Source organism: Streptomyces sp. Q6 (assembly GCF_036967205.1).
GTDB lineage: Bacteria > Actinomycetota > Actinomycetes > Streptomycetales > Streptomycetaceae > Streptomyces > Streptomyces citrinus.
This window is the reverse complement of record NZ_CP146022.1, coordinates 1,463,408-1,485,309: the sequence shown is the minus strand read 5'-3', so window position 1 is coordinate 1,485,309 and position 21,902 is coordinate 1,463,408. Positions and strand designations below refer to the sequence as shown.

Below are 21,902 nucleotides of genomic sequence, written 5' to 3'. Positions count from 1 at the left end.
TCACCGCGCCGCACCCTGACGTTCTGTCCGAGGTCTCCCGTTCGTCACTCCCGCCCACCTACCATCGGTCCCGCTTTGACAGGTGCAAGGCAGTACTGGGCGGGAGGAGTGCTTCATGGGCAACAAGAAGTCACAACAGGCACAGGAGTCGCAGGCCGGCGGGGGAGTGGGCCGGCGTTCGCTGCTCGGCGCCGCGGTCCTGGGCGCGGGCGCTGCCGCCCTCGCCGCGCCGGGAACGGCGAGAGCCGCCGACCGCGACAGTGGTACGAATCACTCCGCGAACGGCAAGGGATACAAGGCCCTGCCCGTGCCGACGGTCATCGGCCACCGCGGCGCCAGCGGCTACCGGCCCGAGCACACCCTGGGCTCGTACCAACTGGCGCTGGACATGGGCGCCCACGTCATCGAGGCCGGTGACCTCGTCCCGACCAAGGACGGCCACCTCGTATGCCGTCACGAGCCGGAAATCGGCGGCACCACGGACGTGTCCGCGCACCCCGAGTTCGCGTCCCGCAGGACCACGAAGATCCTCGACGGCGTCTCCACGACCGGCTGGTTCACCGAGGACTTCACGCTCGCCGAACTGAAGACGCTGCGCGCCAAGGAGCGCATCCCGGCGACCCGCCAGCGCAACACGATCTACGACGGCCGCTGGGAGATCCCCACCTTCGAGGAAGTCCTGGAGTGGCGCGCCGAGCAGAGCAGGAAGTGCGGCCGCGAGGTGTGGATCTACCCGGAAGTCAAGCACCCCACCTACTTCCGCAAGCTCGGCCTCGGCGTCGAGGAGCGCCTCGCGAAGATCCTGCGCGCGCACGGCCTCGACAAGAAGAACTCGCCCGTCATCATCCAGTCCTTCGAGCCGACGAGCATCCAGCGCCTCGACAAGCTCGTCGGCAATCCCCTCGCCGTCCTGCTCTCCACGGCGGCCTCCCGGCCCGCGGACTTCGTCGACCTCGGCGACCCGCGCACCGTCGCCGACCTGATCACGCCCAAGGGCCTCGCCGAGATCGCGACGTACGCGCAGGGCATCGGACCGACCCTGGACCTGATCATCCCGAAGGACTCGACAGGCAAGCTGCTCCAGCCCACGACGCTCGTCGCGGACGCGCACGACGCCGGGCTGATCCTGCACCCGTACACGATGCGCAACGAGAACACCTTCCTGCCCGCCGACTTCAAGAAGGGCACGGACCCGAACGCCTACGGCGACGCGTTCGGCGCCTTCAAGACCTACTACGCCACCGGGATCGACGGGATCTTCTCGGACAACTGCGACACCGCGCTGCTGGCCCGCGAGGACTTCGTCAACGGCTGATCCACGAGCGCCGGTTGGAGTGACACGCGGCCGCCCCGGCAACCACCCGCCGGGGCGGCGGCGTCCCGCCCGGCATGACGTACGACACGGTGATCGCGACCCTGCGCCCGCTGCTCGCCGCGGAGGTCCGCGCCGAGCTCCCCGCCTCCGCCGACGAGGCCGGCGACCTCGAACAGACCGTCTGGCTGCGCCTGCTGGAGCGCCTCGGCGCCGACGGCCCGCCGCCCGACCCGGCCGCCTGGCTCACGGCGACTGTCCGCTCGGAGGCCCGCCGCCGGCGCGGCACGACCCGCCGCGAGATGCCGTACGCCACCGAACCCGCCGCCGACACCACCGAGACGGACCCCGAGCACCGCACCCTGGCCCGGGAACGGACCCGGGCGCTGCACGCCGCCGTCCGCCGCCTCCCGGGACGCTGTCCCCGCCTCATCGGCGCGCTCCTGTCCCCGAAGGACCTCACCTACCGCGAGATCGCGGGCGAGTTGGGTATGTCACAGGGCAGTCTTGGGCCAGAACGTTCCAGATGTCTGGGATGCCTGCGCAGAATCATGGCCGCCGAGGTTGCGCCGCCGGTCCGTCGGGGAAAAGGGTGAGGGACAACCGGCGGGACAGGTGAGCGGGAGGCATGCACACATGGGCATGAGCGTGACCATCTCTGCGGCGACCGAAGCGGATGCCGAGCAGATCCTCAAACTGCAGTACCTCTGCTACCAGAGCGAGGCCCAGCTCTACGGGGACTACTCGATCGAGCCGCTGACCCAGTCCCTCGACTCGGTCAGGGCCGAACTGGCCAGGGGCAGCGTGCTGGTGGCGCGTCTCGGCGACGAAGTGGTCGCGTCGGTGCGCGGCACGGTCGACGCCGACGGCACCGCCCGCATCAACAAACTCATCGTGCACCCGCGCATGCAGCGCCACGGCCTGGGCGGCCGCCTCCTGGCGGCCATCGAGTCCGACCTCGCCGGTCCGGGCACCGCCAAGCGCTACCAGCTCTTCACGGGCCACCGCAGCGAGCACAACCTGCGCCTGTACCGCAAACACGGCTACGCGCAGGTCTCCCAGCAGCGGGTCGACGACCGGCTGACACTGGTGACCCTGGCCAAGGACGCGGAGGCAGGAGCCTTCGCCACGAGCGCCTAGGCGTAGGCCGAACGTCGCGCCTGCCCGCGGGACCCGTCAGTTCGCGGATTCCGGCTGCTGCTGTCGCAGCACGCCCTTGCGCAGCCAGTACATGGCGGTGAGCGGCAGCAGCACCGGGATGAACAGGTACTCCATCCCGAAGTCCGACCACACGGTCTGGTCCGGGAACGCCGACGGGTCCACGACCGTCCACGCGCCGACGATCAGCACCCCCGCCAACTCCAGGGCGCAGCACACGAAGGCGGCCCGCCGCGCCGAGTCCCCGCCGCGGACCAGCGAGTACGTGATGAAGCAGTAGACGAGCCCCGCCACCGCCGACAGCGAGTAGGCGAGCGGCGCCTTGTCGAACTCCGTGGAGATCTGGAAGACGGACCGCGACACGGCTCCGACGACCATCACCCCGTAGAGCCACACGAGCACGATGCCCGGCCCGCCGATCAGCCGCTGACGCTTGCCGGAACGCTCCGAAGAGGTCACAGCCACCTCATCCTCCCCAGATGTCGTAGAGCCGCACTTCGAGAACGGCCAGGACGATTCCGCCCGCGGCGACCGTCACCGAACCCCAGCGGGTGCGCTCGGCCAGCGACATGAACCCCGCCGCCGGGACGCACGCGAACGCCCCGATCAGATACGCGACGAAGATCGTCGTGCCCTGCTCCGGCTTCTCGCCCCGCGCGAGCTGCACGATCCCGACCACGAGCTGCGCGAGCGCGAGTACGGATACCACGGCCATGCCGATGAAGTGCCAGTCCTTGGTCGGCTGGTCACGGGAGGCGGCGAAGCCGCACCACGCGGCGAGCGCGAGCGCGGCGAGACCCGTCACCAGGGTCAGGGCATCAAGCATGGCCGTGAGCCTATTACGGGCCAAAAGGCCCGATGCGCTCGCCCCCGGGCGGACCCCCTCCGTGCAGGAGTACGGGATCACCGCCGAGGCGTTCGCGAAAGGTCGAGCCGCACGGCCGCCCCGCCGCCGAGAAGCTCGGCGTGGATCCCGCCCGCCGCGTCGTCGCCGAGGACGCGCCGCGAGCCGCGCCGGAGGCATGACGATCGTGGCCTTGGCCACAACGCGCGAGGCCCGCGAGCTCTCCGCGGGCGTCGTGGTGAAGGACCTGTCGGCCGTGTCCGCACTGGCCACGGAGGTCGGCGTGGAGTTCACCGCCACCCCCTGACGTGCCGCGCCGGACGCCCACGCCTGTCCGCTATTCGGACAGGGAGGGTGGTCCACGTCCTCACGTCTGCTTTACTTTCCCGCATGACCACGACGAGCAGCCGCACCCTTGCGACCGAGGCGACGATGACGCCCGGTGCTCGTTGTATGTGTCGAATGTGCGCCTTCTGAGGGCCCCCACCACGCCTGTTCTCGCGCCCCGAAGCGAGACCCGCGCGCCCTGTTCCGTAGGGAGTGACTCCGCAGGGAGAAACAGCTCGACTACGTGACCGGGTCTGCCCCGCGCACAGCTTCTCCGTACTGATCCTCCATTCCAGTACTGACTCCTGTGCCGACCACCGTCGGCCGCGAGAGCCTGGCGCGCGCCCGGAAACTCCCCCAAGTTCCCGAAATGTTTGCCCCGTGCCCGGCGCCACCCGTGCCCGGCACTCGACAGTGACGGAAACCCCAGTGATCACCACTCAGGGCCTCACCAAGGTCTACCGCTCGCGCGGCCGCGAGGTCACCGCCCTCGACGGCGTCGATCTGCACGTGCGCGAAGGCGAGGTGTACGGCGTCATCGGCCAGTCCGGCGCCGGCAAGTCCTCGCTGATCCGCTGCGTCAACCTGCTCGAACGCCCCACCGCGGGCTCCGTGACCGTCGCCGGTCAGGACCTCACCGCCCTCGTCGGGCGCGGACCGCGCGCCGGCAAGGAACTGCGCGAGGCGCGCAGCCGGATCGGCATGGTCTTCCAGCACTTCAACCTGTTGTCCTCGCGCACCGTCCAGGACAACATCGAGCTGCCGCTCGAAATCCTCGGCAAGTCGGGGAAGGAACGTTCCGCCAAGGCGCTGGAACTCCTCGACCTCGTCGGCCTCGCCGACAAGGCGAAGTCCTACCCGGCCCAGCTCTCCGGCGGCCAGAAGCAGCGCGTCGGCATCGCCCGCGCGCTCGCCGGCGACCCGAAGGTACTGCTCTCCGACGAGGCCACCAGCGCCCTCGATCCGGAGACCACCCGCTCGATCCTCCAGCTCCTGCGCGACCTCAACCAGCAGCTCGGCCTGACCGTCCTGCTCATCACGCACGAGATGGACGTCGTCAAGACCGTCTGCGACTCCGCCGCCCTCATGGAGCGCGGGCGGATCGTGGAGTCCGGCACCGTCAGCGAGCTCCTCGCGACGCCGGGCTCCGAACTCGCCGCCGCGCTCTTCCCGGTCAGCGGCGACGCCTCCGGCGCCGACCGCACCGTCATCGACGTCACCTTCCACGGTGAGTCGACGACCCAGCCGGTCATCTCGCAGCTCTCGCGCACGTACAACATCGACATCTCGATCCTCGGCGCCGCGATGGACACCGTCGCGGGCAAGCAGGTCGGCCGCATGCGCATCGAACTGCCCGGCCGCTACGAGGAGAACGTCGTCCCGATCGGATTCCTGCGCGAGCAGGGCCTCCAGGTCGAGATCCAGGGCCAGGAGCCCGCACTGCTGAAGGAAGGTGTCACCCAGTGACCTGGTCGGAGATGGAGCCGCTGCTGTCCCAGGCGTGTTGGGACACCCTCTACATGGTCGGCTGGTCCACGCTGATCGCCGTCGTCGGCGGTCTGCCGCTCGGCATCCTCCTGGTCCTCAGCGACCGCGGCGGGATGCTCCAGAACAGCGTGGCCAACAAGGTCATCGGACAGATCGTGAACATCGTCCGCTCGATGCCCTTCCTGATCCTCATGGTCGCCCTGATGAGCTTCACGCGCTTGATCGTCGGCACCACCATCGGCCGTGAGGCCGCCATCGTGCCGCTCGCCATCGGCGCCATCCCGTTCTTCGCGCGGCTCGTCGAGACGTCCGTGCGTGAGGTCGACGGCGGTCTGATCGAGGCCGTGCAGGCGATGGGCGGCAACACCTGGACCGTGGTCCGCAAGGTCCTCGTGCCCGAGTCGCTGCCGTCGCTGATCTCGGCGACCACCACGACGATCATCGCGATCATCGGCTACTCCGCGATGGCCGGCACGGTCGGCGCGGGCGGCCTCGGCGACCTCGCGATCCGCTACGGCTACCAGCGGTTCGAGACCGAGCTGATGTGGATCATCGTCGCGATCCTCGCCGTCGCCATCGCGATCATCCAGCTCGCCGGAGACAGCGGCGCCCGCGTCCTGCACCGCCGCGCCGGCAAGGGCGGCGAACCGTTCCGCTTCAACCTCTTCGCCGGACGGCCCTCCGTGGCCGCCCCCGCCAAGACCCGCTGACCCCCAGACTCCCCGCCTCACCCGGCGGGTTGCACCACCCATGGAGAAAGGCACTTTTCGTGCGTAACACCACCAAGATCACCGCAGCTGTCCTCGCCACCGGCGCCCTCACCCTGGGACTCACCGCCTGCGGCTCCGACAAGGGCGACACCAAGGCCAAGGCGTCCGACACGCTGGTCGTCGCCGCGACCGCCGTGCCCCACGCCGAGATCCTCGACTACATCAAGAAGAACCTGGCGAAGAAGGAAGGCCTCAACCTCGAGGTCAAGGAGTTCACCGACTACGTCACGCCGAACACGGCGACCGAGGACGGGTCCGTCGACGCCAACTACTTCCAGACCCAGCCCTACCTCGAGGACTTCAACAAGAAGAAGGGCACGCACCTCAAGTCGGTCGCCGTCGTCCACCTGGAGCCGCTCGGCCTCTACTCGAAGAAGGTCACGAAGCTCGCCGACCTGAAGAAGGGCGGCACCATCGCCCTTCCGAACGACGCCGACAACGAGAGCCGCGCGCTGCGCTTCCTCGCCGCGAACGACGTCATCACGCTCAAGTCCGGCTCGGAGGCCACCGCGACCCCGCAGGACATCGCGAAGAACCCGAAGGACCTGACGTTCAAGGAGGTCGAGGCGGCCCAGACCCCGCGCTCCCTCGAGGACGTCGACGGCGCGGTCATCAACGGCAACTACGCGCTGGGCGCCGACCTCAAGCCGGCCAAGGACGCCCTCGCCCTGGAGTCCACGAAGAACAACGCGTACAACAACGTCCTCGCCGTGAAGTCGGGCAACGAGAGCGACCCGCGCGTGAAGAAGCTCGCGAAGCTCCTGACGTCGCCCCAGGTGAAGAAGTTCATCGAGGACAAGTACGCCGGCTCCGTCCTCCCGTCGTTCTGATGCGTACGTTCACGATTCCCGCCGCCGTCATCGCCGGAGCCCTCGTGCTCGGCCTGACGGCCTGCGGGTCCGAGAAGGCCGACGCGGGCGGCGGTGGCGACAAGCTCGTCGTCGGCGCCACCCCGACCCCGGCCGGTGAAGTCCTCGCGTACGTACAGAAGAACCTGGCGAAGAAGGCCGGACTCGACCTGGAGGTGAAGGAGTTCACGGACTACGTCCTGCCGAACACCGCGCTCCAGCAGGGCGAGCTCGACGCCAACCTCTTCCAGCACGCGCCGTACCTGAAGGACTTCAACAAGTCCAAGGGCACCACGCTGACCGCCGTCACGGAGGTCTACCTGCCGCCCCTCGGCTTCTACTCCAAGAAGGTCGAGGACATCGCGAAGCTGCGGGACGGCGCCACCGTCGCGCTGCCCAACGACGCGACCAACGAGGCGAGGGCGCTCGAACTCCTCGCCTCCCAGGGCGTGATCGAGCTCAAGAAGGGCGCGGGGGTGAACGCGACACCCAAGGACGTCGTGAAGAACCCGAAGCACCTCACCTTCAAGGAGCTCGAAGCGGCCCAGCTGCCGCGGTCGTTGGACGACGTCGACGTCGCCGCCGTCAACAACAACTTCGCGCTCGACGCGGGCCTGAGCCCCAAGAAGGACGCCATCCTTCTGGAGTCCGTGAAGGACAACCCGTACAACAACGTCCTCGCCGTCAAGAAGGGCGACGAGGACGACCCGCGGGTCAGGAAGCTGGCGAAACTCCTGACATCACCCGAGGTCAGGAAGTTCATCGAGGAGAAGTACCAGGGCTCGGTGCTCCCCGTCTGAGGAACCCTCCCGGGGCCCCGGCCCGTACGCCTCACAGGGGGGCCGCACCTGACAACAGGGGCGGCCCCCATGTGCAGTTACGTACCTTCATGCTGCATGCTGGGCACTTCACTCGGCCGACGAGAAGGACGACAGGCGGCCACGAAGGTTACGGAGCGGCGCATGACGAACACCTTCCCCGAGATCTCCATCAGCACGGAGCGCTTGGTGCTGCGCCCGCTCGACGAGGACGACGTCCCCGCCCTGGCCGAGATGATGAACGACGAACTGGTCGCCGCCTGGACGTCGGTGCCGCAGCCCTTCACCGAGGACGGCGCACGCCGCTGGATCACCGACTACGCGCCGAGGGAACGCGCGGCGGGCACCGGGATCGACCTCGCCATCACCGAGTTCCTCACCCAGCGCATCGTCGGCATCGTCCAGCTGACCAAGACCAACTGGCACGTCCGCGCGACCGAGTTGTCGTACATCGTCGCCCCCTGGGCCCGCGGTGAGGGCTACGCCTCCGAGGCCGCGCTCGCCATGGCCCAGTGGCTCTTCCGCGACCAGGGCTTCGAGCGCATCGAGCTGCGCACCGCCGCGGACAACACCGCCTCGCAGCAGGTCGCCCAGAAGATCGGCTGCATCAGCGAGGGCGTCCTGCGCAACGCGTGCATAGCGCGTACCCGTACCGAGGACGGCAGCTGGGTCGAGGTCCGCACCGACTTCATCGTCTGGAGCCTGCTGCCCGAGGACCTGGACGGCGTCACCGAGCAGCTCGCCGAGGCCGGGGGTTTCACGGCCTTCTCCGACTGGAACTGACCCCACAGGAAGTCCCCGGGCCCGGCAGGTACGCTCTCGTTGCCCCGCCCGACCCTGTCACCGGCGGCCCCCTGATTCCGCGCACTGATCGGCGTACCGATCCCGTACGCACCCGAGCACACCCTGGAGACTGACGACGATGGCCGACCGGGTCACGGTGATCGGCTGGGACGGTTCGCCCCTGACCGCGGCGGCCCGCTCCGCGCTCGGCGCCGCCACCCTCGTGGCGGGCGCCGCCCACCACCTGGCGCTGCCCGAGGTGCCCGCCCGCGCCGAGCGGATCCGGCTCGGCAGCGTGTCCCTGGCCGCCCGCCGCATCACGGGCCACCGCGGCACCGCCGTGGTCCTCGCCGACGGCGACCCTGGCTTCTTCGGTGTCGTACGGACCCTGCGCGCACCCGAGTACGGCCTCGAGGTCGAAGTGGTGCCCGCCGTCTCCGCCGTCGCCCAGGCCTTCGCCCGCGCGGGCATGCCGTGGGACGACGCCCAGGTGGTCGTCGCACACCGTCGCACCCTGCGACGCGCGGTGAACGTGTGCCGTGCCCACACCAAGGTCGCCGTCCTCACCTCGCCCGGCGCGGGCCCCGCCGAACTCGGCCTCCTCCTCGAAGGCGTCCACCGCACCTTCGTCATCTGCGAGGAACTCGGCACCGAGCGCGAGCAGGTCACCGTCGTCACCTCCGACAAGGCCGCCGACCACAGCTGGCGCGACCCGAACGTCGTCATCGTCATCGGCGGCCCGGTCAGCACCGGCACCCCGGAGAACGGGGGCTGGCTCGCGGGCGGCGACCCCGACACGACGCCCCGCGGCTGGGCGCTGCCCGCCGCCGCGTACGCGGGCCCCTTGGGCGAGGGCGAGACGGAGCTGCTGCGCGCCGCCCAACTCGCCCGCCTCGGGCCGAAGTCGGGCGACCTCGTCTGGGACATCGGCTGCGGCGGCGGCGCGTTCACCGCGGAGGCCGCGCGCTTCGGAGCCGCCGTCATCGCCGTCGACCGCGACCCCGACGCCTGCGCCCGCACGCTCGCCACCACCCGCCACTTCGGCGTCCAGGCCCAGATCGTGCAAGGCATCGCGCCGCACGACCTGGAGGACCTGCCCGAGCCCGACGTCGTCCGCGTCGGCGGCGGGGGAGCGGCGGTCGTCTCGGCCGTCGCCGACCGGCGCCCCGCGCGCATCGTCACGCACGCCGCGACACGCGATGCCGCCGAACTCATCGGCAGGGACCTGACGGAGCACGGATACGACGTCGAATGCGCCCTCCTGCAATCCGTCGAACTGGACACTCGTGTCTGGACGGAGAAGGAGCGGACGGTCGGGTTCCTCCTGTCCGGAAGGTTGCAGGACCGCCACCCGTGACCCTGACGGCCCAACGCGCGCGGTAGGCTGGCCGATCGTTGTACCGCACCGGGACGTCCGACTTTTCGTACGTCAATGTCCTGAAAACGCGCCAGTTTTGGAGCGCGTGTGGTACGGCGACGACCGGAGGACGCGCAACGTGGCGCAGTCCACAGAAGGCCATGGTCGAACTACGTTCCGTGGCCGCGATCCGACCGGGACAATGCGTGTTGTCCGGGACGGTTCGTGCCGCGCGACGCGTGTGCTCGTTCACCAGGACGAGCGGACGACGTGCCGCTCCGGTCAAGGGGGTTGCATGACCGGCGGTCGGCCGGCAGCGGCCAAGTTCTCATCGATGGGCGAGGGGTAGGCATGACCGACACCGGTCAGGTTCCGAACGAGGGGCTGCCGGAGAACGCAGGCTTGGTGGACCAGCCGGGCGTTCCAGCCCCGGGTGCGTACGCCTTCCTCGATCCCGCCGACGCCACCGCCGAGGACGACGAACTCCTCCTGATGCCCGGCTCCCAGGGCGCCTGGGGCCAGCCACAGGCCCAGCCGAGCTACGAGTCGGCCCCCGTCGCGCACGAGCCGGGTCCGCACGAGACCGCGGGCCGTGACAGCGGGCACCACGACCTCGGCGCGCTGCACACGCCCGCCGCGGCCCCGGCCCAGCAGGTCCCGCAGGCGCAGAGCCTGGGCGGCCAGTCGCGGCGCCCGCTGCACATGGGCCCGCCCATGCCCGAGACCGGCGGTCCGGTCCGCTCCCTCGCCGACCGCGGCCCCGCGCAGGCGACGCCGCCGCACGCCATGCCGGTGCGCCAGGCGGGCCCGCCCACCACCGGACCCGAGTACCTCGACATCCCGCCGCAGGGTGCGGCGCCGTGGCAGCCCGCCGAGGCCGCCCCGCCGCAGCAGCCGGTCGAGCCGCAGCAGCAGGCCGGATACGAGATGCCGTCCGCGGCCCCCGCAGAAACGGTCGTCCCTGAGCAGGCCCCCGCGGCGTACGCGGAGCAGCACGTTCCGTTCCCGCACACCCCGGACGCCGGCCAGGAGTTCGCCCCCGTCGCCGAGCCGACCCCGGTCGGCGCGTACGTCGGACACGGCGAGCAGCACGGCCAGTACGCCGCCGCGCCCGAGCCGGCCGCCCAGCCCCTCGGGCAGTTCGTGCCCGTGGACGGCATCGTGCCGACGACACCGCACCTGGCGCCGACGCCGCCGCAGGCCATGGTCGTGCCGCCGCTCCCGGAGCACGCCGAACCCGCGCAGCACGCCGAGCCCGCGCAGCACGCAGAACCGGCCCAGGCCGCAGCGCCCGCCGAGCCTGTCGCTCCCGTCGAGCCTGTCGCTCCCGTCGCGCCCGAGCAGGTCGCCGCCGAGCCCCTCGCGCACGAGCCGGTCGCTCCCGACCACGTGGCCGAGGCCCCGCAGCCGGTCGCCGTCGCCGAACCGCAGGCGGAGCAGCCCGCGGAGCCGGCCGCCGAGCAGCAGCCCGCCGAGCCCGCCGAGGTGCCCGAGCCGGTCGCGGAGCCCGTACAGATCCAGCAGGTCCAGGCCGAGGAGCCGCAGCCCGTGGAGGCTCCGGTCGCCGAGGCCCCGGCCGCCGACACCGCCGAGCAGCTCCCGGCCGAGGAGCCGGAGCTCATCGAGGTCGCGGCCGCCGTGCCCACGCCCCGTGACGGCGGTCCGGCGGCGACCCCGGCCCCCGAGCCGGTGGCCGAGGACGAGTCCGAACTCCCCGAGCTGATCGAGGTCGCGCCCGAGCCGCAGCCCGAGCCCGTCGCCCCCGCCGAGCGGCTCCCCGCCGAGCCCGTCGCCGAGGCGACCGGCAGCGCGGCCCCCGGCTACGACGACGCCGAGCGCGAGGCCGTCCTGCGCGTTATGCGCGAGCGCCGTGACATCCGCAACGGCTTCCGCAGCGACCCCATCCCGCACGAGGTGCTGCTCCGCGTCCTGGAGGCCGCCCACACGGCGCCCTCCGTCGGCCACTCGCAGCCCTGGGACTTCGTCGTCATCCGCTCCGCGGACACCCGGCGCACCATGCACGAACTGGCCATGCGCCAGAAGGACGCGTACGCCAAGTCGCTCCCCAAGGGCCGCGCGAAGCAGTTCAAGGAACTGAAGATCGAGGCCATCCTCGACACCCCGGTGAACATCGTCGTCACCGCCGACCCGACCCGCGGCGGCCGCCACACGCTGGGCCGTCACACGCAGCCGCAGATGGCCCCGTACTCCTCCGCGCTCGCGGTCGAGAACCTGTGGCTCGCGGCCCGCGCCGAGGGCCTCGGCGTCGGCTGGGTGAGCTTCTTCGACGAGCGCGAGATGGTCCGCACCCTGGGCCTGCCCGAGCACCTCGAAGTGGTCGCGTACCTCTGCGTCGGCTACGTCGACGAGTTCCCGGACGAGCCCGAGCTGATGCAGGCCGGCTGGGCCAAGCGCCGCCCGCTGTCGTGGGTCGTGCACGAGGAGACGTACGGGCGTCGCGCCCTGCCCGGCGAGGACCCGCACGACCTGCTCTCCGAGACCGTCTCCAACATCCGCCCGCTGGACGCCAAGGCGCTCGGCGAGGCCTGGGAGCGGCAGAAGCGTATGACGAAGCCCGCGGGCGCCCTCGGCATGCTGGAGATCATCTCCGCGCAGCTGTCCGGACTGTCCCGCATGTGCCCGCCGCCGATCCCGGAGCCCGCGGCCGTCGCGATCTTCGCCGGCGACCACGGCGTGCACGCCCAGGGCGTCACCCCGTGGCCCCAGGAGGTGACCGGCCAGATGGTCGCGAACTTCCTCGGCGGCGGCGCGGTCTGCAACGCCTTCGCGAACCAGGTGGGCGCCGAGGTCTGCGTCATCGACGTGGGCGTCGCCTCCGAACTCCCGGCCACGCCCGGTCTGTTGCCCCGCAAGGTGCGAGCGGGCACCGCCGACATGACCACCGGCCAGGCGATGACCCGCGAGGAGGTCAAGGCGGCCATCGAGGTCGGCATCGAGACCGCCCGCGACCTCGTCTCCGCGGGCAACAAGGCGCTCCTGACCGGCGAGATGGGCATCGCCAACACCACGGCGTCGGCGGCCCTGATCTCCGTCTACACCGAGGTCGACCCGGCCGAGGTCACCGGCCGCGGCACCGGCATCAACGACGAGACCCACGCCCGCAAGATCGAGGTCGTGCGCCGCGCCCTCGACGTGCACCGGCCCGACCCGGCGGACCCCATCGGCGTCCTCGCGGCGGTCGGCGGCCTGGAGCACGCGGCGATGGTCGGCCTCCTCCTCGGCGGCGCCTCGCTCCGTACGCCGGTCATCCTCGACGGCGTCAGCGCCGGTGCGGCCGCCCTGGTCGCCCGCGCCATCGCCCCCGAGGTCCTGGCCGCCTGCATCGCGGGCCACCGCAGCGCCGAGCCCGGCCACGTCGCCGCGCTCAACAAGCTGGGCCTGCGCCCCCTGGTCGACCTGGACCTCCGCCTCGGCGAGGGCACGGGAGCCCTCCTGGCCCTCCCGATCGTGCAGAGCGCGGCGCGGGCCATGCACGAGGTGGCCACGTTCGACTCGGCGGGCGTCACCGAGAAGTAGCCGGAAGGCTCCGCGCCCCGGACAGCCGCAGGCTCTCCGGGGCGCGGAGAACCGCCCGACCGGCCACGACGCACCGCACCCGGCGCACGGCGCGCCAAGGTCGCGGTGCGTAGCCGTGACCAGCCACACGCTCTCGCACCGGTCGGCCGGGCATAAGCTGTCGCCACCGGAAACCGCACGTCACAGGGCTCCACCGTCGCAGCCCAGCCAGCCCCGCCGCCTCAGGAGCCGCACGACATGCCCGCCGCACAGCACCCCGCATACCCCGTAGGCCTGCGCCTGACCGACCGCAAGACGATCGTCATCGGCGGCGGCCAGGTGGCACAGCGCCGCCTGCCGGCCCTGATAGCGGCGGGCGCGGACATCACGCTGATCTCCCCCTCGGCCACCCCTTCCGTGGAGGCCATGGCCGACGCGGGCGAGATCACCTGGGTGAGGCGCCGCTACGAGGAGGGCGACCTCGCCGACTCCTGGTACGTCCTGGTCGCGACGGCCGACCGCGCCGCGAACGACCTGGCCTCCGCCGAGGCGGAGCGGGGCCGTATCTGGTGCGTCCGCTCCGACGACGCCGACGCGGCCACCGCCTGGACCCCGGCCACCGGCCGCACCGAAGGCGTCACCGTCGCCGTGCTCTCCTCCGAGGCCGCCGACCGCGACCCGCGCCGCACCGCGGCCGTCCGGGACGCCCTCGTCGAGGCCCTGCGCGACGGCACGGTCACCGCCGACCGCACCCGCACCCCGGGCGTCGCCCTGGTGGGTGGCGGCCCCGGCGACCCGGACCTCATCACGGTCCGCGGCCGGCGTCTCCTCGCCGAGGCCGACGTCGTGATCGCCGACCGCCTCGGCCCGCGCGACCTCCTCGACGAACTCCCGCCGCACGTCGAGGTGATCGACGCCGCGAAGATCCCGTACGGCCGTCAGATGGTCCAGGAGGCCATCAACCAGGCCCTCATCGACCACGCCAAGCAGGGCAAGGCCGTCGTCCGCCTCAAGGGCGGCGACCCGTACGTCTTCGGCCGGGGCATGGAAGAGGCCCAGGCGCTCGCCGCCGAAGGCATCCCGGTCACGGTCGTCCCCGGCATCTCCAGCTCGATCTCGGTCCCGGGCGCGGCCGGCATCCCGGTCACGCACCGCGGCGTCGCCCACGAGTTCACCGTGGTCAGCGGCCACGTGGCCCCCGACGACGAGCGTTCGCTCGTCGACTGGTCGGCGATGGCCCGGCTCACCGGCACCCTCGTGATCCTCATGGGCGTCGACAAGATCGGAAAGATCGCCGAGGCCCTGATCACGCACGGAAAGCCGGCGGACACCCCCGTCGCCCTCATCCAGGAGGGCACCACCGCCACCCAGCGCCGCGTCGACGCGACGCTCGCCACCGTCGGCGAGACCGTGGTCTCCGAGGGCGTCAAGCCGCCGGCCGTCATCGTCGTCGGCGCCGTGGTGCACGAGAACCCCAGCCGTAACCAGCGGTAACGTAAACCGTCCCCAGCCGTTGGCACCACACCCAGAACAAGGCAGTATCGACCCGTGGCAGAACCCCAAGGTCTCATCACCATCGACGACCCCGCCGACCCGCGCCTGCGCGACTACACGGGCCTGACCGACGTCGAGCTGCGCCGCAAGCGCGAGCCGGCCGAGGGCCTGTTCATCGCGGAGGGCGAGAAGGTCATCCGCCGCGCCAAGCAGGCCGGCTACGAGATGCGCTCGATGCTGCTCTCCGCGAAGTGGGTCGACGTCATGCGCGACGTCATCGACGAGGTCCCCGCCCCGGTCTACGCGGTCGCCCCCGACCTGGCCGAAGCGGTCACCGGCTACCACGTGCACCGCGGCGCCCTCGCCTCCATGCAGCGCAAGCCGCTCCCCACGGCCGACGAACTCCTCACCACCGCCCGCCGCGTGGTGATCATGGAGTCGGTCAACGACCACACCAACATCGGCGCGATCTTCCGCTCCGCCGCGGCCCTCGGCATGGACGCCGTCCTGCTCTCGCCGGACTGCGCGGACCCGCTGTACCGCCGCTCGGTGAAGGTCTCCATGGGCGCGGTCTTCGCGGTCCCCTACGCACGACTCGACGCCTGGCCCAAGTCCCTGGAGACGGTCCGCGAGGCGGGCTTCAACCTCCTCGCCCTCACCCCGGCCGACCAGGCCAAGTCCCTGGACGAAGTGGCCCCGCACCGTATGGACCGGGTCGCGCTGATGCTCGGCGCCGAAGGCGAGGGACTGTCCACGAAGGCCCTGATGGCGGCCGACGAATGGGTGCGCATCCCCATGGCCCACGGCGTCGACTCGCTCAACGTGGGCGCCGCGGCCGCCGTCGCCTTCTACGCGGTGGCCACCGGCCGCCCGGAACTCTGACCGGGGTTCTGTCCAGCGCTTGAGGTGTGCGGTACGCCGCTGTCGCCGCCCAGCCCGCGCGAAGGGCCCTGGCATCCCTGAGCCGCGGCGATGGCGAGCGCCACGAGCAGGGTCACGACGACGAACACGAACAGCCGCTGCCGCAGCAGCCGCGGATTCGCGGGCCGCAGCTTCTTGCCCGCGCCCGTCCCATTCGTACGGGGCGCGGGCCGCCCGGCACCACTGCGCGGCGCGGGCCGTGAACCCGACCGGGACGTGGTGCTGCGCGGGCCCGAACCACCGCCCGTCCTGCCGTTGCTGGGCCGCGGGGCCGGAGTACCCGGCTGCGTACGCCGCTGGGTGCGGTGCTCGACGTGACCGTCCTCGGTGAGCCGTCCCGTCGGCCGGTCCAGCTCGGCGCTGCGCGGCGCGGGCGGCCGCACCTCACCGAGCCCCTGCGCCTCCCGCGCCGCGATCTCCTTGAGCCGCAGCGACAGTTGCAGCGTGCTGGGCCGCTCCTCCGGGTCCTTGGCCAGACACGCGCGCAACAGCGGCGCGAGCGCGTCCGGCACCCCGGCCAGCTGCGCCTCCTCGTGCACGACCCGGTAGAGCATGACCTCGGAACTGCCGTGCCCGAAGGGTGAGTCACCCATGGCCGTGTACGCGAGCGTGGCCCCGAGGGCGAACACATCGGTCGCGGGCGTCACGGCCGCGCCCCGCACCTGCTCGGGCGCGAGGAAACCGGGGGAGCCGACCGCGGTCCCCACGTGCGTCAGCGTCGAGGCCCCGGTCGCCCACGCGATACCGAAGTCGATGATCCGCGGCCCCTTCGGGGACAGCAGGATGTTGGAGGGCTTCAGATCCCGGTGGACGACGCCCGCCTCATGGACGGCGACGAGCCCCTCCGACAGCGCGGCGCCCACGGCGGCCACGTCCGCGGCGGCCAACGGCCCTTCCTCGGCGACCTTGTCGTGCAGCGAGGGACCCGGCACGTACTGCGTCGCGAACCACGGCCGCTCCGCGTCCAGATCGGCGGCGACGAGCCGCGCGGTGCACCCGCCCCGGATCCGCCGCGCGGCGGACACCTCGCGCGCGAACCGCGACCTGAACTCCTGATCCTCCGCCAGGTCGGGCCTGATCACCTTGAGGGCGACCCGCTGCCCACGGCGGTCGGAACCGAGATAGACGACGCCCATCCCGCCGGCGCCCAGCCGTCTGTGAAGCCTGAACGAGCCGACGACGCGCGGGTCCTCGCGCCTCAGGCGCATCATCGCCATGTTCATCCCCGCTGCTGCCCGGTCCGTCTGACGAGCCACAGCTTACGTTTCCGCGCCCGGGTGCGCGCAGAGGCCGCGCCCTCTCGTCCCATTCGATTGTCAGTGCCGGGTGGGAAACTTGAAAGGTGGTCAGGGAGCGCGGAAACAGGGCGGCTTGAGGGCGCGCGCATCCTCAACCACCCGTCGCAGAAGGGGGATTGAGCCCATGAAGGGCGATCGGGTCGAGATAGTCGTGGACGCCGGTGACACGACGCGTACGTACGAGGTGGTGGCCAGCAGGGCGGGCCGCAGAGTGGAGACGGCGGTGCGCAGGGGAGTCGTGGAAGTGAGCGAAGTCACCCGCTCCGGCTCTGTGGTGCGCACCGCGCGCTTCATGGCGACGCGGGTCCTCGCACTGGTAGAGCAGCCCGTTCCGCGGGAGGAGGCGTCGGAGGCGGCGGAGAAGAGCCGCCCCCTCCGGGAAGACCCCGAGACCTAGGACCCCGTCTCCACCCAGGGGAGTACACGGCGTGGGAGCGCTCATCCTCGGGGAGGCCCGGCAATCGGTACGAGGGCATGACGACCCGGGTCGTCGCCGCCCATAGATTTGAGGTCAAGCGGCGGGTGCAGCACTCGTCCCCCGAGGTCAGGCACCCGCCGCTGCCACCAGATCAAGGACACAGACTTTAGAACTCAAGAGTTTGACCGGGAGAGGACCATGGCGGACACGGCATCGCGGACGACAGCGCTCCGCGCACGCATCGGCAGGGCCGACGCGTTCGGCAGCCCCGCGGCCGGCCGCCGTCACCCCTTGGTGGCCACGGCCATGGTCCTCCCCCTCGCGGCCCTTCTCGTCGTCGTCTTCGGCGGCTGGGACGCGATGGTCACACAAGCGTCGTCCGTGGGCGTGATGCTGGGGCGCTGAGCGGCGCCTCCAGGCCCGGAAGAGCGGTCCGGGCGGGGACATCCGGCCAGGAAACCCCGTGGGGACGGGGGTGCGGCGGACGGCACAAATGCCGCGTGCAGCTGGGGAGCTGCACGCGGCATTGCCTTTTCCCCCGGACGGCGGAGCCCGGCGCCGTAGGCTCGGCACGACCACGCATCACACCAGGGGACACTGTGACCACGCCCATCCTTCCCGCGCTCCGTGCCCGAGTGAGAGGCCAGGCCCACCCCACGGGCATCTCCTGCGTCTGCGGCGCCACCACCCTCGCCGACCGCGCCGACGCCACCGTGGTCCGGCACGGCGACACCGTCGCGAAGGCCCACGCCCCGGACACGGACCCCGCCGAACTCGCCCTGCGCGTCGCGGTGGCCGCCCACCCGGCCCTCTCCGGCGTCCTCCTGCCACCCCTGCGCCCCACGGCGTCGCCGCTCCACGACCGCCTGGTCACCTTCTGGCCCCACGGCACCCCCGTCGACCCGGACCACCCCGAGGACGCGCCCTGGGAAGCCGCCGCCACCCTCCTGGCCCGCCTCCACACCACCCCCACCGTCGAACTCCCGCACGCGCTGCCCCCGATGCGCGGCCCGGCGAAGGCGGCCCGCGCCCTCGCCCGCCTCCGCGCGACGGCCCCCGACCACCCGGCCGCGGACTCGATCCGCCGGGCCTGGCGCTCGCTGCCCGCCTGGGCCCGCGACGAGGCCCCGTACGACCACGCGCGGGCCCTGTGCCACGGCGATCTCCACCTGGGCCAGCTGGTCCGCCACCCGGCCGACTCCGCGCAGTGGCTCCTGATCGACGTCGACGACCTCGGGATCGGCGATCCCGCCTGGGACTTGGCCCGCCCGGCGGCCTGGTTCGCCTGCGGCCTGCTGCCCGCCGAGGACTGGACGCGCTTCCTCGGCGCGTACCGGCGCACGGGCGGCGCGAAGGAACTGGGCCTGCCCGACCCCTGGCCGGCCCTCGACGTCCCGGCCCGCGCCCTCACCGTCCAGACCGCCGCGCTCGCCGTGACGAAGGCCACCGAGGCGGACCGCGCGCTCGACGAGGTGGAGGAGGCCGTGATCGACGCCTGTGTCCGAATGGTCTCCGTACCGCCCCAGTTGGGACACGGCGACGCCAAGTAGGGTGCGGGAGACGGAAGCCGGGAAGTGTTCCGGCGAAGCAGTGCCGAACGGCGAGGAGTTGACCGGACCATGCAGTGCCCCAAGTGTCACGCACCGATGCACACGTACAACCGCAATGGCGTCCAGATCGAGCAGTGCAGCGGTTGCCGCGGGATATTCCTCGACTACGGCGAGCTGGAGTCGCTGACCCGCCTCGAGTCGCAGTGGCAGCAGCAGGCCCCGCCGGCCCCGCCCGCTCCACAGGCCTACCCGTCCGCCCCGGCCCCGGCGTGGGGAGCCCCGCACCAGGGCGGCCACTACGGACACCAGGGCCACCACCGCAACAAGGGCTTCGGCCGGATGCTCTTCTCCTCCTGAGCATCCCCGAGCATGAAGAAGCCCCCGGCCGCATCATCGACCGGGGGCTACTTGCTGGTGCGCGATACTGGGATTGAACCAGTGACCTCTTCCGTGTCAGGGAAGCGCTCTCCCGCTGAGCTAATCGCGCGGGAACAGGCCAGACTCTATCAGGCTCCGCGAGGGGTACTGCCAGGTACTACCAGGTGCTGCGTGCGCGATACTGGGATTGAACCAGTGACCTCTTCCGTGTCAGGGAAGCGCTCTCCCGCTGAGCTAATCGCGCGGGACGGATCTGTGGAACGAACCGGAGTCCGAAGATCCAGTGCGCGATACTGGGATTGAACCAGTGACCTCTTCCGTGTCAGGGAAGCGCTCTCCCGCTGAGCTAATCGCGCATGGAGGTGGAGACGGGATTTGAACCCGTGTAGACGGCTTTGCAGGCCGTTGCCTCGCCTCTCGGCCACTCCACCAGGAGCGTAGGGGTTCGGGAAGATCCCCCACATCCTGAGCGAACGACCGGGTTCGAACCGGCGACCTCAACCTTGGCAAGGTTGCGCTCTACCAACTGAGCTACGTTCGCGTGTCTTTCCGTTTCGCTTCCGCGTCCCGGCGACGTGTTGAACTCTAGCGGATTCCCGGGGGAGGTCCAAAACGCGTTTGCGCAGCGTGCTGCGGTGCGATCGTCGGCGTACGCACTCGATGACCTGCGCACCCGCACCCCAGGTCACCCTCCGGTCACCGGCCATAGACTCAAAACCGTGCACGGCTCCTCCGCTCTTCCTCCGCTCGCCCGCTTCGGCGACCTCCTCGCGACCGACCTCCGCGACGTGACCAGCGACCCCGCGGCCCTGGACTCCACCGGCTTCTGGGCGGTCTCCGCCGACTTCGAGGGCCGGCTGGTGTGCGCGCGCTTCGGCGACGTACGGGAGCGGCCCGTGCCCGCGCCCGTCCCCGGCGCCTGGCACGGGCCCGCGGCCGTGGACTGGGTGTCCTCGCTCGGCCACGCCGCGTACACGGACGGCGTGCGCCGTATACGGGACCGCATCGCGACCGGCGAGGTCTACCAGGCCAACCTCTGCCGGGTCCTCTCCGCGCCGGTCGCGGACGACGCCGACGTGGACGCCCTCACCGCTCTCCTCGCGCGCGGGAACCCGGCCCCCTTTGCGGGAACGATTCGGCTGCCCGAGCACGGCGTGGAGATCGCGACAGCTTCCCCCGAGCTGTTCCTGCGCCGACGGGGGAGGGTCGTCGAGTCGGGCCCCATCAAGGGCACCGGCCGCACCGAGGCGGACCTTCTGGAGAAGGACTACGCCGAGAACGTGATGATCGTCGACCTGGTCCGCAACGACCTGGGCCGCGTCTGCGCCACCGGCACGGTCACCGTGCCCGACCTGTGCGTGGTCGAGAAGCACCCGGGCCTCGTCCACCTCGTGTCGACGGTGCGCGGCGAGCTGCCCGAGCGGGCCGGCTGGGCCGAGCTGCTCGGCGCCGCCTTCCCGCCGGGCTCCGTCACCGGCGCACCCAAGTCCAGCGCCCTGCGCATCATCGACGAGCTGGAGACGGCGCCGCGCGGCCCGTACTGCGGCGGCATCGGCTGGGTCGACGCGGACCGGGGCACCGGGGAACTCGCCGTCGGCATCCGCACCTTCTGGATCGATCGCGGTGCGGGCGGGGCCTTCCTGCGGTTCGGGACCGGCGCCGGCATCACCTGGGGTTCCGACCCCGAGGGGGAGTGGCGGGAGACCGAGCTGAAGGCATCGCGGCTGTTGGCTGTAGCGTCGGGAACGTACAGGGACGCATAGTCCGCGCACGGTGGAGGGACTGACGGAAGTGAAGATCTGGCTCGACGGCGGGCTCCAGGACACCGAGACCGCCCGCGTCTCCGTCTTCGACCACGGGCTGACCGTGGGCGACGGCATCTTCGAGACCGTGAAGGCGGTCGACGGACGGCCCTTCGCCCTCACCCGTCACCTCGACCGGCTCGCCCGCTCGGCGCAGGGACTCGGCCTGCCCGCGCCCGACCTCGACGAGGTACGCCGCGCCTGCGCCGCCGTGCTCGACGCCAACCCGATGCCGCTCGGCCGGCTGCGCATCACCTACACCGGCGGCGTCTCCCCCCTCGGCTCCGACCGCGGCGACCAGGGCACCACGCTCGTCGTCGCCCTCGGCCAGGTCACCCGGCGGCCCGACACCACCGCCGTGATCACCGTCCCGTGGACCCGCAACGAGCGCGGCGCGCTCACCGGCCTGAAGACCACCTCGTACGCGGAGAACGTCGTCGCCCTCGCCCGCGCCCACGAACTCGGCGCGTCCGAGGCCCTGTTCGCGAACACGGTGGGGCAGCTGTGCGAGGGCACGGGCTCGAACGTCTTCGTCGTCCTGGACGGCGAGATCCACACCCCGCCGGTCGCCTCCGGCTGCCTCGCCGGGATCACGCGCGCCCTGGCCGTGGAGTGGACGGGCGCCAAGGAGACCGACCTGCCGCTGACCGTGCTCGCCGAGGCCGACGAGATCTTCCTGACGTCGACCCTGCGCGACGTCCAGGCCGTGCACCGGGTCGACGACCGCGACCTGGGCGACACCCCGGGACCCGTCACCGCCAAGGCGATGCGGGTGTGGGACGAGCGCGCCACGGACCACATCGACCCGTGAGTCCGGCGG

General features: G+C 71.6%; 21 protein-coding genes and 5 tRNA genes. 18 read left to right on the top strand and 8 right to left on the bottom strand.

Translation table 11 applies throughout. The annotated features are described in order from the left end of the window. Positions 1–115: 115 nt before the first annotated feature. From V2W30_RS07055 to V2W30_RS07045, 3 genes are all read left to right on the top strand, one after another. Positions 116–1,315, top strand: coding sequence for a glycerophosphodiester phosphodiesterase (locus V2W30_RS07055; RefSeq protein WP_338694533.1), 1,200 nt, complete (start codon positions 116–118; stop codon positions 1,313–1,315). A gap of 74 nt (positions 1,316–1,389) precedes the next feature. Next, positions 1,390–1,908, top strand: coding sequence for a sigma-70 family RNA polymerase sigma factor (locus V2W30_RS07050; RefSeq protein ID WP_338694531.1), 519 nt, complete (start codon positions 1,390–1,392; stop codon positions 1,906–1,908). A gap of 40 nt (positions 1,909–1,948) precedes the next feature. Continuing rightward, entirely contained in the window at positions 1,949–2,452 is a 504-nt protein-coding gene (locus V2W30_RS07045) for a GNAT family N-acetyltransferase (protein WP_338694530.1), read from the top strand. A 36-nt stretch (positions 2,453–2,488) separates the two neighbouring features. Here V2W30_RS07045 and V2W30_RS07040 read toward each other — a convergent pair whose 3' ends face one another. Beyond that, positions 2,489–2,929 carry a hypothetical protein gene (locus V2W30_RS07040; RefSeq protein WP_338703514.1) on the bottom strand — a complete coding sequence of 147 codons (441 nt, stop codon included), beginning with the start codon at positions 2,927–2,929 and terminating at the stop codon, positions 2,489–2,491. Between the two features lie 7 nt (positions 2,930–2,936). Next, entirely contained in the window at positions 2,937–3,296 is a 360-nt protein-coding gene (locus V2W30_RS07035) for a hypothetical protein (protein WP_338694528.1), read from the bottom strand. Between the two features lie 774 nt (positions 3,297–4,070). Between V2W30_RS07035 and V2W30_RS07030 the strand changes: the two genes are divergently transcribed. From V2W30_RS07030 to V2W30_RS06990, 9 genes are all read left to right on the top strand, one after another. Next, a complete protein-coding gene (locus tag V2W30_RS07030; RefSeq protein WP_338694526.1) occupies positions 4,071–5,108 on the top strand; it encodes a methionine ABC transporter ATP-binding protein in 1,038 nt (345 codons plus the stop codon). Next, positions 5,105–5,839, top strand: a complete 735-nt coding sequence (locus tag V2W30_RS07025) for a methionine ABC transporter permease (RefSeq protein WP_338694524.1) — start codon at positions 5,105–5,107, stop codon at positions 5,837–5,839. Before V2W30_RS07030 ends, V2W30_RS07025 begins: the two co-directional genes overlap by 4 nt. 59 nt (positions 5,840–5,898) lie before the next feature. Beyond that, positions 5,899–6,729, top strand: a complete 831-nt coding sequence (locus tag V2W30_RS07020) for a MetQ/NlpA family ABC transporter substrate-binding protein (RefSeq protein ID WP_338694522.1) — start codon at positions 5,899–5,901, stop codon at positions 6,727–6,729. Further along, positions 6,729–7,547 (top strand): MetQ/NlpA family ABC transporter substrate-binding protein, encoded by an 819-nt coding sequence (locus V2W30_RS07015; protein ID WP_338694520.1) that lies wholly within the window; start codon positions 6,729–6,731, stop codon positions 7,545–7,547. The genes V2W30_RS07020 and V2W30_RS07015 overlap by 1 nt, the downstream gene beginning before the upstream one ends. A 162-nt stretch (positions 7,548–7,709) precedes the next feature. Further along, positions 7,710–8,348: a GNAT family N-acetyltransferase gene (locus V2W30_RS07010; protein ID WP_338694518.1), complete on the top strand. Its 639-nt coding sequence runs from the start codon at positions 7,710–7,712 to the stop codon at positions 8,346–8,348. A 139-nt stretch (positions 8,349–8,487) separates the two neighbouring features. Next, on the top strand, positions 8,488–9,705 hold the full coding sequence (cbiE, locus tag V2W30_RS07005; RefSeq protein WP_338694517.1) for a precorrin-6y C5,15-methyltransferase (decarboxylating) subunit CbiE: 1,218 nt from the start codon (positions 8,488–8,490) through the stop codon (positions 9,703–9,705). A gap of 351 nt (positions 9,706–10,056) precedes the next feature. Next, complete coding sequence (gene cobT, locus V2W30_RS07000; RefSeq protein WP_338694516.1) at positions 10,057–13,242, top strand: nicotinate-nucleotide--dimethylbenzimidazole phosphoribosyltransferase; 3,186 nt, start codon at positions 10,057–10,059, stop codon at positions 13,240–13,242. Between the two features lie 237 nt (positions 13,243–13,479). Continuing rightward, a complete protein-coding gene (gene cobA / locus V2W30_RS06995; protein ID WP_338694515.1) occupies positions 13,480–14,715 on the top strand; it encodes a uroporphyrinogen-III C-methyltransferase in 1,236 nt (411 codons plus the stop codon). A 54-nt stretch (positions 14,716–14,769) separates the two neighbouring features. Next, the gene (locus V2W30_RS06990) at positions 14,770–15,597 is read left to right on the top strand and encodes an RNA methyltransferase (protein ID WP_338694514.1); all 828 of its coding nucleotides are present in this window, start codon (positions 14,770–14,772) and stop codon (positions 15,595–15,597) included. Here V2W30_RS06990 and V2W30_RS06985 read toward each other — a convergent pair. Continuing rightward, on the bottom strand, positions 15,564–16,859 hold the full coding sequence (locus V2W30_RS06985) for a serine/threonine-protein kinase (RefSeq protein WP_338703513.1): 1,296 nt from the start codon (positions 16,857–16,859) through the stop codon (positions 15,564–15,566). The two genes, V2W30_RS06990 and V2W30_RS06985, sit on opposite strands and share 34 nt — an antisense overlap. Positions 16,860–17,058: 199 nt before the next feature. Here V2W30_RS06985 and V2W30_RS06980 point away from each other — a divergent pair, with 199 nt between their 5' ends. From V2W30_RS06980 to V2W30_RS06965, 4 genes are all read left to right on the top strand, one after another. Further along, positions 17,059–17,331: a hypothetical protein gene (locus V2W30_RS06980; RefSeq protein ID WP_255974475.1), complete on the top strand. Its 273-nt coding sequence runs from the start codon at positions 17,059–17,061 to the stop codon at positions 17,329–17,331. A gap of 219 nt (positions 17,332–17,550) precedes the next feature. Next, positions 17,551–17,757: a hypothetical protein gene (locus V2W30_RS06975; RefSeq protein ID WP_338694513.1), complete on the top strand. Its 207-nt coding sequence runs from the start codon at positions 17,551–17,553 to the stop codon at positions 17,755–17,757. Between the two features lie 194 nt (positions 17,758–17,951). After that, positions 17,952–18,902: an aminoglycoside phosphotransferase family protein gene (locus V2W30_RS06970; protein ID WP_338694511.1), complete on the top strand. Its 951-nt coding sequence runs from the start codon at positions 17,952–17,954 to the stop codon at positions 18,900–18,902. Between the two features lie 69 nt (positions 18,903–18,971). After that, positions 18,972–19,259 (top strand): zf-TFIIB domain-containing protein, encoded by a 288-nt coding sequence (locus V2W30_RS06965; RefSeq protein WP_338694509.1) that lies wholly within the window; start codon positions 18,972–18,974, stop codon positions 19,257–19,259. A gap of 55 nt (positions 19,260–19,314) precedes the next feature. Here V2W30_RS06965 and V2W30_RS06960 read toward each other — a convergent pair. From V2W30_RS06960 to V2W30_RS06940, 5 genes are all read right to left on the bottom strand, one after another. Further along, positions 19,315–19,389 (bottom strand) — tRNA-Val (locus tag V2W30_RS06960). A gap of 63 nt (positions 19,390–19,452) precedes the next feature. Next, a tRNA-Val gene (locus tag V2W30_RS06955) sits at positions 19,453–19,524 on the bottom strand. Between the two features lie 40 nt (positions 19,525–19,564). After that, a tRNA-Val gene (locus tag V2W30_RS06950) sits at positions 19,565–19,636 on the bottom strand. Between the two features lies 1 nt (position 19,637). Continuing rightward, positions 19,638–19,711, bottom strand: a tRNA-Cys gene (locus tag V2W30_RS06945). 37 nt (positions 19,712–19,748) lie between these two features. Further along, positions 19,749–19,821, bottom strand: a tRNA-Gly gene (locus tag V2W30_RS06940). A 178-nt stretch (positions 19,822–19,999) separates the two neighbouring features. Between V2W30_RS06940 and V2W30_RS06935 the strand changes: the two genes are divergently transcribed. Beyond that, the gene (locus tag V2W30_RS06935; RefSeq protein WP_338694507.1) at positions 20,000–21,043 is read left to right on the top strand and encodes a chorismate-binding protein; all 1,044 of its coding nucleotides are present in this window, start codon (positions 20,000–20,002) and stop codon (positions 21,041–21,043) included. Between the two features lie 28 nt (positions 21,044–21,071). Then, positions 21,072–21,893, top strand: coding sequence for an aminodeoxychorismate lyase (locus tag V2W30_RS06930; RefSeq protein ID WP_338703512.1), 822 nt, complete (start codon positions 21,072–21,074; stop codon positions 21,891–21,893). Positions 21,894–21,902 lie beyond the last annotated feature (9 nt).

Coding starts and splice junctions, on each gene's coding strand:
- V2W30_RS07055 (WP_338694533.1), top strand. CDS start 116: ATGGGCAACAAGAAGTCACAACAGGCACAGGAGTCGCAGGCCGGCGGG.
- V2W30_RS07050 (WP_338694531.1), top strand. CDS start 1,390: ATGACGTACGACACGGTGATCGCGACCCTGCGCCCGCTGCTCGCCGCG.
- V2W30_RS07045 (WP_338694530.1), top strand. CDS start 1,949: ATGGGCATGAGCGTGACCATCTCTGCGGCGACCGAAGCGGATGCCGAG.
- V2W30_RS07035 (WP_338694528.1), bottom strand. CDS start 3,296: ATGCTTGATGCCCTGACCCTGGTGACGGGTCTCGCCGCGCTCGCGCTC.
- V2W30_RS07015 (WP_338694520.1), top strand. CDS start 6,729: ATGCGTACGTTCACGATTCCCGCCGCCGTCATCGCCGGAGCCCTCGTG.
- V2W30_RS07010 (WP_338694518.1), top strand. CDS start 7,710: ATGACGAACACCTTCCCCGAGATCTCCATCAGCACGGAGCGCTTGGTG.
- cbiE (WP_338694517.1), top strand. CDS start 8,488: ATGGCCGACCGGGTCACGGTGATCGGCTGGGACGGTTCGCCCCTGACC.
- cobT (WP_338694516.1), top strand. CDS start 10,057: ATGACCGACACCGGTCAGGTTCCGAACGAGGGGCTGCCGGAGAACGCA.
- cobA (WP_338694515.1), top strand. CDS start 13,480: ATGCCCGCCGCACAGCACCCCGCATACCCCGTAGGCCTGCGCCTGACC.
- V2W30_RS06985 (WP_338703513.1), bottom strand. CDS start 16,859: ATGAACATGGCGATGATGCGCCTGAGGCGCGAGGACCCGCGCGTCGTC.
- V2W30_RS06980 (WP_255974475.1), top strand. CDS start 17,059: ATGAAGGGCGATCGGGTCGAGATAGTCGTGGACGCCGGTGACACGACG.
- V2W30_RS06975 (WP_338694513.1), top strand. CDS start 17,551: ATGGCGGACACGGCATCGCGGACGACAGCGCTCCGCGCACGCATCGGC.
- V2W30_RS06965 (WP_338694509.1), top strand. CDS start 18,972: ATGCAGTGCCCCAAGTGTCACGCACCGATGCACACGTACAACCGCAAT.